This window comes from Chitinophaga sp. RAB17 (assembly GCF_052114225.1).
Lineage (GTDB): Bacteria > Bacteroidota > Bacteroidia > Chitinophagales > Chitinophagaceae > Chitinophaga.
Genome location: NZ_JBFREI010000004.1, coordinates 235,104 through 247,392 on the forward strand (window position 1 = coordinate 235,104; position 12,289 = coordinate 247,392).

The 12,289-nt window shown below is 46.0% G+C and carries 11 protein-coding genes; 1 reads left to right on the forward strand and 10 read right to left on the reverse strand.

What is annotated here, in order from left to right:
- Positions 1 to 18: 18 nt before the first annotated feature.
- The 10 genes from AB4Z08_RS16310 to AB4Z08_RS16355 all read right to left on the reverse strand — a co-directional run bounded on the left by AB4Z08_RS16310 (position 19) and on the right by AB4Z08_RS16355 (position 10,805).
- A complete protein-coding gene (locus tag AB4Z08_RS16310; RefSeq protein WP_441574823.1) occupies positions 19 to 1,542 on the reverse strand; it encodes an alpha-isopropylmalate synthase regulatory domain-containing protein in 1,524 nt (507 codons plus the stop codon).
- A 19-nt stretch (positions 1,543 to 1,561) separates the two neighbouring features.
- Positions 1,562 to 2,158, reverse strand: a complete 597-nt coding sequence (leuD, locus tag AB4Z08_RS16315; protein ID WP_441574824.1) for a 3-isopropylmalate dehydratase small subunit — start codon at positions 2,156 to 2,158, stop codon at positions 1,562 to 1,564.
- 41 nt (positions 2,159 to 2,199) lie between these two features.
- Entirely contained in the window at positions 2,200 to 3,603 is a 1,404-nt protein-coding gene (gene leuC, locus AB4Z08_RS16320; protein ID WP_441574825.1) for a 3-isopropylmalate dehydratase large subunit, read from the reverse strand.
- A gap of 418 nt (positions 3,604 to 4,021) precedes the next feature.
- On the reverse strand, positions 4,022 to 5,131 hold the full coding sequence (locus tag AB4Z08_RS16325; protein ID WP_441574826.1) for an ABC transporter permease: 1,110 nt from the start codon (positions 5,129 to 5,131) through the stop codon (positions 4,022 to 4,024).
- Positions 5,128 to 6,234, reverse strand: a complete 1,107-nt coding sequence (locus tag AB4Z08_RS16330; protein ID WP_441574827.1) for an ABC transporter permease — start codon at positions 6,232 to 6,234, stop codon at positions 5,128 to 5,130. Before AB4Z08_RS16330 ends, AB4Z08_RS16325 begins: the two co-directional genes overlap by 4 nt.
- A 9-nt stretch (positions 6,235 to 6,243) precedes the next feature.
- Positions 6,244 to 6,987, reverse strand: coding sequence for an ABC transporter ATP-binding protein (locus AB4Z08_RS16335; protein ID WP_441574828.1), 744 nt, complete (start codon positions 6,985 to 6,987; stop codon positions 6,244 to 6,246).
- An 11-nt stretch (positions 6,988 to 6,998) separates the two neighbouring features.
- A complete protein-coding gene (locus AB4Z08_RS16340) occupies positions 6,999 to 7,916 on the reverse strand; it encodes an ABC transporter ATP-binding protein (RefSeq protein WP_441574829.1) in 918 nt (305 codons plus the stop codon).
- A complete protein-coding gene (locus tag AB4Z08_RS16345) occupies positions 7,913 to 8,863 on the reverse strand; it encodes an HlyD family secretion protein (RefSeq protein WP_441574830.1) in 951 nt (316 codons plus the stop codon). Before AB4Z08_RS16345 ends, AB4Z08_RS16340 begins: the two co-directional genes overlap by 4 nt.
- 13 nt (positions 8,864 to 8,876) lie before the next feature.
- Entirely contained in the window at positions 8,877 to 10,148 is a 1,272-nt protein-coding gene (locus AB4Z08_RS16350) for a TolC family protein (protein WP_441574831.1), read from the reverse strand.
- Between the two features lie 63 nt (positions 10,149 to 10,211).
- The gene (locus tag AB4Z08_RS16355; protein WP_441574832.1) at positions 10,212 to 10,805 is read right to left on the reverse strand and encodes a TetR/AcrR family transcriptional regulator; all 594 of its coding nucleotides are present in this window, start codon (positions 10,803 to 10,805) and stop codon (positions 10,212 to 10,214) included.
- Between the two features lie 157 nt (positions 10,806 to 10,962).
- Here AB4Z08_RS16355 and AB4Z08_RS16360 point away from each other — a divergent pair, with 157 nt between their 5' ends.
- Positions 10,963 to 12,264: a S41 family peptidase gene (locus AB4Z08_RS16360; protein WP_441574833.1), complete on the forward strand. Its 1,302-nt coding sequence runs from the start codon at positions 10,963 to 10,965 to the stop codon at positions 12,262 to 12,264.
- Positions 12,265 to 12,289 lie beyond the last annotated feature (25 nt).

Below are 12,289 nucleotides of genomic sequence, written 5' to 3' on the forward strand. Positions count from 1 at the left end.
AGTTATTGTTGGTAAAGTTTAAATTAAGTTCAGCATTTTCAGTGTTGCCTTGATAGCAGATACGGTTTGATCGCTATCCAGCCCCCTGGTTTTGAATTCTTTTTCATTTCTTACCCAGGTAATGATGGTTTCACACAACGCATCGCTTTTACCACCGGGAGGAATACGTACGGCGTAATCGGCCAGTGGTGGGAGTTCCACCTTCAGCTGTTTATACACCTTTTTCAGGGCATTCATGAACGCATCGTATTGTCCGTCGCCCTGTGAATGCTCTTCAAAGATTTCGCCGTTAATAGAAATCCTGATGGTAACAGAGGGGTTCATGTTTTTGGAGTGGGTGAGTACATAGTTTTCCAGGATCACATGCTCCTCAATGCGGTTACTGTCCAGTACATCGGAAATGATATAGGGTAAGTCCGCCTGCGTCAGCACTTCTTTCCGGTCGCCCAGTTCAATGATACGCTGCGTTACCTTTTTCAGATCGGGGTCCGACAGTTTAATGCCCAGCTGTTGCAGGTTGTTTTCTATATTGGCTTTGCCGCTGGTTTTACCCAGTGCATATTTACGCTGACGGCCAAAACGTTCCGGCATCAGGTCACTGAAGTAAAGCTTATTCTTTTTATCACCATCTGCATGGATACCGGCAGTTTGGGTGAATACATTTTCGCCTACAATAGGTTTGTTCACCGCTATGCGGAAACCGGAAAACGTTTCTACCAGTTTGCTGACAGTATACAGAGAGGTTTCTACTACGGATGTTTTCACGGAAGGTAAAAAGTCGTGCAGCACCGCGATGGCGCTGGCCAGCGAGGCATTGCCTGCTCTTTCTCCCATCCCGTTAATCGTTAAATGAATGCCATGGGCGCCGGCTTTTACACCTTCCAGTACGTTGGCGGTGCCCAGGTCGTAGTCATTGTGTGCGTGGAAATCGAAATGGATGTCCGGATAGCGCGTTACAATGGAAGACACAAATTCTTTTACTTCATCCGGGGTGAGTACGCCCAGTGTATCCGGTAACATGATCCTTTTTACAGGCTGGTGTTGCAGGAAATCGAGGTATTGGAAAACATATTCCCGGGAATGTCGCATACCATTGCTCCAGTCTTCCAGGTACACATTGCATTCCAGCCCTTTTTCATTGGCCAGCTTAATAACGGCTGCTACTTCCGCAAAATGTTCGTCTGGTGTTTTCTTTAACTGGTGGGTTAAATGATTCAGCGAGCCTTTGGTGAGCAGGTTCATTACTTTGGCGCCGGCCTGCAGCATCCATTGTACGGATACGTCACCATCCACAAAGGTTAATACCTCTACTTTATTTAAAAAACCATTTTCCTTTGCCCATTGGGTAATTGCCTGAACTGCCGCAAATTCACCGTCAGATACACGGGCTGAGGCAATTTCAATCCTGTCAACTTTTACTTCTGTCAGTAAAAGCTGTGCAATGGTTAACTTCTCAGAGGGTGAAAAAGAAACACCGCTGGTTTGTTCACCATCGCGGAGTGTGGTGTCCATTATTTCAACGTGGCGCTGGGTCACTGGCATAATCGTTTGTATGGAATGTTTAGTACAGACTCTTGTCGGCGAATAATTTTATTTCGTCTTTCATGGCCTGCAGATAATCAATATCATCATAGCCATTCATCATGTTCAGCTTTTTGTAGCTGTTGATGGCAAAGGATTCACTTTCTCCGGTGGCAGGGATCGTAATCGTTTGTGCTTCCAGGTTAACTTCCACTTCCGCTTTTGGATCTGCTTCGATGGCAGTAAAGATCTTGTCCAGGAACTCAGGGCTTACCTGTACAGGTAATAAGCCTACGTTCAAAGAGTTGTTTTTGAAGATGTCGGCAAAGAAGCTGGATACTACGCAACGGAATCCGTAGTCGTAGATGGCCCATGCAGCGTGCTCACGGCTACTGCCGCTACCGAAGTTTTTACCACCTACCAGGATTTTACCGGTGTAGATAGGATTGTTTAAAACGAAATCTTTTTTCGGTGTGCCATCTGTTTCGTAGCGCCAGTCGCGGAACAGGTTATCACCGAAACCTGTACGCTCTGTGGCTTTTAAAAAACGTGCGGGAATGATCTGGTCCGTGTCCACATTTTCAATTGGCATGGGTACTGCGGAACTCCTCAATATTGTGAATTTATCGTAAGCCATTTTTTGAGTTGTATCGTGATTATTGTTGAATAGGAAAGGGTTTAAGCAATCAGTTCTCTCGGATCAGTTACCACACCGGTTACTGCTGCTGCTGCCGCTACCAGCGGACTGGCCAGCATTGTTCTGGAGCCTGGTCCCTGTCTGCCTTCAAAGTTCCGGTTGCTGGTGCTTACCGCGTATTTGCCGGCAGGTACTTTGTCATCGTTCATCGCCAGACAAGCAGAACATCCGGGCTGACGCAGCTGAAAACCTGCTTCTGTCAGTATATCCAGGATACCTTCTTCTTTGATCTGTTGTTCTACGATATGTGAACCGGGAACGATCCAGGCAGTTACATGTTCTGCTTTTTTCCTTCCTTTTACAATAGAGGCAAATGCACGGAAGTCTTCAATACGTCCGTTGGTGCAGCTGCCGATGAATACGTAGTCTACTTTTTTACCGAGCATGGCTTCTTCTTCATGGAAGCCCATGTACTGCAATGACTTTTCGTAGCTGGATTTGCTGTCACCCACCAGTGCGGCAGGAATATGTTTGGTAATACCCATACCCATACCCGGATTGGTACCGTAGGTGATCATGGGTTCTATGTCTGCCGCATCGTAGGTATATTCCATGTCAAAGGCAGCACCTTCTTCTGTTTTCAGCGTTTTCCAGTAGGCGAGGGCTTTGTCCCATGCTTCTCCTTTAGGCGCTTTCTCACGTCCTTTGATATAATTGAAGGTAGTTTCGTCCGGTGCAATGATACCACCACGGGCTCCCATTTCAATACTCATGTTGCAAACGGTCATACGACCTTCCATGCTCATGTTTTCAAACACATCGCCCGCATATTCTACAAAGTAACCGGTAGCGCCGGCAGCGGTGAGTTTGGATATAATATAGAGCGTAACGTCTTTTGGTGTAATACCCTTACCCAGCTTACCTGTTACGTTAATACGCATCTTCTTCGGCTTCGGCTGCATAATACACTGGGAAGAAAGTACCATCTCTACTTCAGAGGTACCAATACCAAATGCAATGGCGCCAAAAGCACCATGGGTGGAAGTGTGAGAGTCACCACAAACGATGGTCATACCAGGGAGGGTGATACCGTTTTCCGGACCTACTACGTGCACAATACCATTCTTGGGATTACCTAATCCCCAATGGGAGATACCATATTTGTTGGAGTTAGTTTCCAGTGCCTTCAGCTGATTGGCGGAAAGCGGGTCTTTTACCGGTAAATGCTGGTTAATCGTTGGCGTGTTGTGATCTGCTGTGGCAAAGGTTTTCTCAGCAAACATCACTTTCAGTCCACGGCTTTCCATACCAAGAAAAGCAACAGGGCTGGTTACTTCGTGAATAAAGTGGCGATCGATAAAAAATACATCCGGGCCATCTTCAATTTTCCTGACAACATGCGAATCCCATACTTTGTCAAATAAGGTAGCGGGTTTATTGCTCATTTTTTAAATTTTTAAAAGTAGCTACTTGATTGTTCAAATTTATTCATAAAATCTATTTTATTTCAATATTTTTTCTAAGGATACCTGTGAAATGGTAGTAAAGAAGCAGCAGGGGCAAGCGTTTGAGCCTATTTTACTATGTATTTGGCTGATAGTCAGCGGTATGTAATTTTTTGAGAAGAGAGTTGGTTGGTATCTTATTTTGGGTTGCAGCCTGCTGAAGGGCAATGCCGTAGTACATGTCAGCAGCGCAGTGTAGTCGGCAGGGAAGGAGATATATAGTTGTTATAAGTTTAATGTGTTTGACGGTTTTATTACCCTTCGGGAGAAGGCATTCCGGTTTGCCATCTGTTCTGTTTGATAACTGTCATCAGTGAGGATAACATGCCCCCAGCAGTTATAATAACATCGCCATCTCTCAACTTGTCTTCCTGTAATTGAATATCGCCCAGCCATTCAGTATCACCGCAAATATCACCAGGTATAAAAACTCCCGTTGTACATCTGCAAAGCCGCTGCCTTTCAGCACAATCATCCGCATCACCTTAATGAAATGTGTTACCGGCGTTAAATTGGCGATTACTTTGGCCCAGGCAGGCATACTGTCCACCGAAGTAAAGAGACCACTCATGAGCATAAAAATCATGATAAAAAAGAAGGCAACAAACATGGCCTGCAACTGGTTACTGGTATAGGTAGATATCAGTAACCCAAATCCCAGCAAGGCCACCAGGTACATAGCGGCAAACAGGTACAATGTAACAAAACTACCCACCGGCCAGATGCCGTACACCACCCACGCTACGGTTAACCCCAGCGTAAATACAATCATGCCTACCACCCAAAATGGAATCAGCTTACCCAGTATAAACTCCCATTTCTGAATCGGTGTAACGTTGATCTGTTCTATGGTGCCAACCTCTTTTTCTCTCACAATATTCAGGGCCGACATAAAGCCACCGATCAGTGTCAGCAGCAATACCAGCACAGCAGGCACCACATAAAAGCGGTATTCCGCCAATGGATTAAACCAGTTGGAATAGGTGATGTCTATCGTTCCTTCAGGGGCATGGCTGCCGGCATTGACGGGAATTTCTTTATTGAAGTCTATGATCACCGCCTGCAGGTAACTGCCACCTATGGCTGCTTTGGTGCCGTTGATCGCATCTATGGAAACTCCTACTTTCTGCACGCCTTCTCTCACGAGGTTACTTTCAAAACCCGCCGGTATTTCCAGTACCAGGTCCGCTTTTTCTTTCTCTATATATTTTAATGCCGCCTTAAAGGACGATTCCGCCGCCACTATCCTGAAATAACCAGAGGAGGCTATTTTGGCAATCATCTGACGGGAATATGGACTGTGGTCATTATCCACCACAGCCAGCTTCACATTTTTTACATCAAAATTCATCGCCAGCGGAAGAATAATCAGTTGTATGGTGGGCAGGGCAAACATCATCGCCAGGATGGTTTTATCCCGGAAGATCTGCTTAAACTCCTTCTTCAGAATATAACGCAACACTTTCATGATAGCCGGGTTTTAAAGTTTCTCAGGGCAATGGTCAGCGCCGCGGTAGTCATCCCCAGCAATACCAGCGTTTCTTTCCACACATATTCAATACCAAGCCCCTTCAGCATCACGGCCTTTACAATCAGGAAATACCAGCGCGATGGTACCACATTGGAGATCACCTGGAACGGCATTGGCATATTTTCCAGCGGAAACATAAAGCCGGTAAATATCATGGTGGGAATCATCATGCCCATCATCGATATCAACAACGCGGTTTGCTGGGAGTTAGTCGCATTGGAAATCAACAACCCCAGTGATAAACAGGTAATGATAAACAGCATGCTTTCCAGGAAAAGCAGGACGATACTGCCTTTGATACCCACATTCAGCACAAACACCGCCAATACCAGGATGAGGATAAAATTGGCGAGCGATAATATCAGGTAAGGAATAGCTTTGGCAATCAGCACCATCAATGGTTTGAAAGGAGATACCAGCAGTATTTCCATCGTGCCCAGCTCTTTTTCCCGTACTACTGATACAGAGGTGAGCGCCGTACACACAATCATCAGCACCAGCGCCATTACTCCCGGAATAAAGTTGAGGGAGCCGTTGCCTTCTTCATTATATAACATCCTCGCTTCCGGAATAATCATATAAGGCAGGCGTGCGGAAGGGCTTATTTCCTGCTGATAGGCGGTCATGATGGCGGTAATATAATTCACTACCGTTTTGGCCGTATTAGGATCTGAACCATCTGTAATGATCTGCACCTGCGCTTTCCCAACGTGTTGCAGGTCATTGCCAAAACCAGCCGGAAAAATGAGCGCGCATTTGGCCTTGCCTTTCTTAAATGAATCCCTGATGCTGTTATAGTCGATAGTAGATTCCTGGACAACAAAATAGGAAGATGATTTTATTTTGCCAATCAGCTGTTGCGTATTTATATCTCTGGAATTATCTATAATGGTAAGGGTAATATCCTTTACTTCACTGGTCAGCGCAAAGCCAAACAGCACAATCTGCGCTACCGGTAAACCAAACATGATAAGTAAGGTCCGCCTATCCCGGAAGACATGGAAAAATTCTTTCCTGATAAATGCGAGGAACTGTTTCATGGTGTTATTTTAATCGCCGGATCTTTGGGCGCCTCGTGCAAGCTGATAAAAAACTTCATCCATATTCTCTGCCTTGAACTGCGCTTTCAGGTTGGCAGGAGAATCCAGTGCTTCCACTTTGCCATCTACCATAATGGTAACACGATTACAATACTCGGCTTCATCCATGTAGTGGGTAGTGACGAAGATGGTAATGCCCGATGCTGCTGCTTCATAGATCATATCCCAGAACTGCCGGCGGGTAACCGGATCCACTCCGCCGGTAGGTTCATCCAGGAACACGATTTTAGGCCGGTGAAAGATGGCTACTGAAAAAGCGAGCTTCTGTTTCCATCCTAACGGCAGCGCCCCCACGAATTTTTTCGCTTCTGCGGTGAGCCCCAGTTGCTGCACCAGTTCATCGCTTCGTTTCTTTATTTCCGCCGAAGGAACGCCATATACGCCACCAAAAAATTCAATGTTTTCCAGTACGGTCAGATTTTCATAAAGAGAAAATTTCTGACTCATATAGCCAATATTCTTCTTAATGGATTCCGGTTGTTTGTATACGTTGAAACCCGCTACGGTAGCTTCTCCGGAACTCGGGTGGGAGAGGCCGCAAAGGATCCGCATCGCCGTCGTTTTGCCGGCGCCGTTAGCCCCCAGGAAACCAAATATTTCTCCCTTATTTACATCAAAGGAAATTTTATTGACGGCGTAAAAGTCGCCAAAACGTTTGGTCAGGTCCTTGCAGATGATTACTTTTTCTTCCATGGCAACATGATTTAAGCCTGGTTCATTAACCGGATGAAACTATCTTCTATACTGGGACGAATTAATTTTACTTCCACATGTGTATGTCCTTTCTGCTCCATGTCGTGCTGTATGGTGGCGATGTCTGTAGCATCATCACGCAGCGTAATATGGATGTACTCCCCGAAAGCATAGCTACTGTCAATCGATGGTTCATTTCTCAGCTCCGTAAGCAGCTGGTATATATTGTCGGCCTTGATGGCATATAGCTTTACCGGGAATTGCGCTATTATGTGTTCCGGTGTATCCACCGACATAATTTTGCCTCCCTGTATCAATGCAATCCTTTCACAGAGCACAGCTTCGTCCATATAAGGCGTGGATACCACAATGGTAATACCCTGTTGCTTCAGGTTTTTCAGCATCTCCCAGAACTCCTTACGCGACACTACATCCACGCCGGTGGTAGGTTCATCGAGGAACAATACTTCCGGTTTGTGGATCAGGGCGCAACAGAGGGCCAGCTTTTGCTTCATGCCCCCGGAGAGTTTGCCGGCGCGGCGGTCGTTAAATGGCTTGATCTGTTCGTAAATATCTTTGATCAGGTCATAGTTGTCTGCTATGCTGCTGCCGAAGAGTGTGGCAAAAAAATCCAGGTTTTCTTTTACGGTAAGGTCCTGGTATAGGGAGAATTTGCCGGGCATATAACCTATTCTGCTCCGGATCTTTTTATAGTCTTTCACACAGTCATAACCCCTTACGCTGGCAGTGCCTTTGTCCGGCAGCAACAGCGTAGTGAGTATGCGGAACAGGGAGGTTTTGCCTGCACCATCAGGGCCAATCAGCCCAAACAGTTCACCTTCGGCCACCTGCAGCGATACATCATCTACTGCCAGCACCTTGCCCTGGTCGTAAGTTTTTGTGATATGATCCAGCACGACTGCGCTCATTTCTTATCGGTGTTAATCAGCATTTCGCCATACATACCTATTTTCAGATAGCCATTATTTTTCACTCTTACCTTGATCGCATATACGAGGTTGGCCCGTTCGTTTTTTGTCTGGATAGTTTTCGGGGTAAACTCTGATTTATCCGATATCCAGGTAATGTCGCCGGTATATGTTTTATAATTCTTTTCTCCCTGGTCAATGCGGGCCTGTACGGTTTGTCCCAGTTTAATGGCAGGCAGTTTGTCACCAGTGATATAAGCTTTCAGGTATAAGGTGTCGATGTTGGCAATCTTATACAAGGCTTTTCCGGTAGCGGCCATTTCTCCTTTCAGGGCGTACCTGGTAAGTACTACGCCGCTAATGGGATTAATAATTTGTCCCTTATGGATTTGCTCAGCATATTGGGCGAGCGATTTTTCCAGTGGTGCTTTTTCGCTGAGGATGGTCCGGTTTTGTGTGGAGGTATTGGAGTCGTTCAGCTTTATCTGTTGCCGCGTTACGGCGAGTTGTCGTTCCTGTTGTTCAATAAGGGCATTGATATCATCCAGTTGTTTCTGGGTGGCAGCATCGCTTTTTACGAGGTTCTCCGTTCTTTTTCTTTCGCGGTATTGCTGCTCCAGCTGTGCTTCCTGCACCAGCAGTTGCCGTTTTACCAGTTCTGTTTGCGGAATGGGATCATGGGTTTTATCTTTCAGTGCATTGATGGATGCCAGCACCTGTTCCCTTTGCAGGGTAGGGATGGTTACATCAATTTGTCCTACGTTTTGGCCGGCAGTTAATTTGTTGCCTTCCTGTACGGAGAAGTCGAGCAGTACGCCGGTTTGTTGGGCAGATACGATGACTTCATCTGCTTCAAAGTTCCCGGAGGCATCATAGTCCGGTTTGCCGTTGCCACAGGCAGTCATCCATATCACAGCAGCCAGACCGAGTATCATGTTGTATTTCATATGCAATAATTAATCAGTTCCCGGAAGTGTTTTTATAATTGTATTGTGCCTGTAATAATTGTATGCTATGCAGTATCCGTGATTGTTTGGCCAGATTCTCCGCGTTGAGTTGTGAAATGTATTCATGTACGGTAATCACGCCATTGTCCAGTTGTGCCTGTGCTGATTTTCGTACGGATGACCGCAGGGTGATCGCATCATCGTCCTGTTCCATTAATGCCGCGTACTTTTGGATGTCCTGGTTTTGTTGCCGCAAGCTCAGGTTGGTATTAAACAGGAAAGTTTCTTTGCTGATATCGAGGTTTTGCCGGTTAATATCCAGTTGCTGCCGGTTGTTTTTCAGGGAGTATAAACTGCCGAGCGACCAGTTCAGTCGTACACCGCCTATCCACCAGGGTCCGAATTTATTATCTACTATATTCAGGGTAGGGCGGCCATAGGCGCCTTGCAGAAAGGCATTGAGTTTAGGCAGATAGTTGGAAGTGAGTTGTTTTTCCTGTACATCAAATGCTTTTTTCTGAATATCGTAGTAGGTAATTTCCGGCCGGTGAATACCCTCCTGCGGGGCTACCGGGGCAGGGTAGGTGAGCGTGGTGCTGTCTGATAGTGGCTGGTTGATAAATACCGCCAGCATTTTCATATAGGCTTTACGGTTAGCGCTGAATTCCGTGGCCGCCATGTCGGTATTAATGATTTCTGCTTTCAGCTCATCCACATTGCTGCGATAGGCTATGCCGTTGGCCAGGGCTGCCTGTGCTTTATCAGCCGCACTTTGCAGGTCTGTTTTTCTGAGCTTGTTTTGTTTCAGTTGTGCTTCCATCAGCAGGATTGAAAAGTACAGTTGTGTAACCCGGTCTTTGATCGCATAAAGATTTACTTCCAGTTGCTGCTGCTGCATCGCTTCATTGGCTTTACTGCTTTCTTTCTGGTACCTGCTAACGCCTCCATCATAGATCTGCTGGGTAATTTCCGCCTGTATTTTGTACTGATCCTTACTGAGGTCCGGTGGTGTGAGTCCGGGCAGCGAGGGCAATACATCTCCGAAGTTGATGGTTTGCGATTGGTAGCTGGCTTGTCCGCTTACAGTAAGCTGCGGCAGGTATAGCTTGCCGGCATTTTCTACAGAGTACCTGCTGCTGCGTACAATCAGGTCATATTGTTTGATCAGCGGATAGTTTTGCCGGGCCAGTGTAAAGCACTCCTCAATAGTAAGGACTTGTGCCAACGCCTTTTCGTGTAACACACCGAATAATAAACAGCAACATATTGCTTTGAATAGGTTCATAGCGCTATATTCAGTTTGAATGATTGTTTTGAAAAGTTGTTCAATTTCCGGGCAAAAAAAATCTTATTTCAACATACCTTTCATCCACACCGGGATCAGCTTTCTTCTCTCTTCCATCAGTATCTTAAATTCACCGGTTTTAACTACCTTATTCCTTTCCAGCAGCGGCCTGGCCAGGAAGGGCATCACCACAAATCCAATGAGGTTCATCATCAGGTGAAGTGGATTGACCTGTAGCTTGCCTTCTTTTTGCAACGCATTTAATTGCTGAAAGAAGTGGGAATGGAAGATGGCATTTTTCCGGTTATCCTTTAAGAGCTCATCGCTGCCGGCAAATATTTCATTCACCATAAACAATGGAAAATCCGGGTTGTTCAGCAACAGGTTAATGTAATGATCCGCTACCTGTTCTATCTTCTGCTGCAAACTCAGTTGCTGGTTATTTAATACAGCAGTAACGGCGGTAATGAGTTTCTCTACTACTTCTGCCATCACAAACTGGAACAGTTTTTCTTTGCTGCGGAAGTAATAATTGACCAGCGAAAGGTTGATGTCCGCTTCAGCCGCGATGTCCCGCACTTTGGTGGCCTGATATCCCTTTTTGGTAAACACAATTCTGGCGGCGGCTTTAATGCGCTCTTCCGTAGAATCATCCATTTTTACTTTCTTTTCACTAGCCGGCATAACGAAGTATATGAGTTGATTACTTGAGCAAATATACAAAATTGAACAACTTTTCAAAACAATTGTTCAATTTTTATTTTTACGGTTGATTCTGTTATTAAACCTTATTTTTATTTTAAACTCAATGACCTTGAAAAGAATAATTTTGTCGACCCTATTACTGACTTTCTTCATCCCGGCCTTCTCCTTTTCCAACAAACAAAATAACGCAGCCAGCGACGGTACCTGGGAGGGGGTGCTGAAAGCCGGTGAAATAACGCTGACGGTATATTTCGATATACAGGATACTACCGGTGCTATATTCATCCCATCACAGGGAATTTTCCGGCACAACATGACGCAGGTAATCCGTGACAAAGACAGCGTGACGCTTTCCTTCAGCGACAATGTGCTGCGTGCGCAATTTGCCGGTAAGGTTTCTTCCGACAGTATTGCCGGCGTGTGGAGGCAAGGCAGTGCCTCCATTCCAATGATCATTCACCGCATACCCAAAACGGTGATCACCCATGCTAACGTAGATGTTTTCCTGGGTTATTGTAAAACGCATTCATTACACCGCGAGTCGGCCAACTGGAGCGCGATCCGTGATTCCGCCTATCTGATAGCAGATAAAAGTACGGACCTGCAGCAGTTAGCTAAAGCCGTGCAGCATATTTTTAAAGGCGTACATGATAATCATGCCTCCTGGATATATGGGGGTAAATTCATGACCAGCGGAGACACGAATGACATGTCAAGGATATCAGCGTCATTAATGCAGGCAGTGAATCAGTACGCCAAAGAGCTGCACGTAATAGCACTGGATAATAAAACAGGCTATATCCGTATGCCCATGATTAACGCTATTGATCCTGTGGCGGCGGCGGAAGCGGCGCAGAAAATAAAGGAAGAAATAACCCGCGTATCCACTCCACAGATACAAAAATGGGTACTGGATCTGCGTGTATGCGGAGGGGGCAATATGATGCCCATGTTGAATGGTATCAGTGGTTTGCTGGAAGATGCCCCCATGGGTGGTTTTACCGATGATAAAGGTCAATTCATGCGGTTTTGGGGAATGCGTCAGAGTGTTTTCTTCCAGGGTGATAGTGCGATGAATACTCCTGCCACCATAACGGTGGGTAATAAATTAGCCATATTAACCGGTCCGGTTACAGCCAGCGCCGGTGAGGCTGTAGCGGTGGCCCTCGAAGGGCGGCAGGATACCAGGTACTTTGGCTCCCCCAGCTTTGGTCAGATTACCTGTACCAACGTTTTCCCGCTGGGCAACCTGGGTATGCTGGTCATCGCCATCGGATATTATACCGACAGAAATAAGAAGGTATATAAAGTAAATGTTAGCCCGGATGAAGCGATCGGCGGACAGGAGAATTTTGAAAACCCGAAACAGGATCCGGTAGTTATCCGTGCTGCTGCATGGCTGAATAAGTAACGCGTTTTTTTTGAATGCGCCGGTT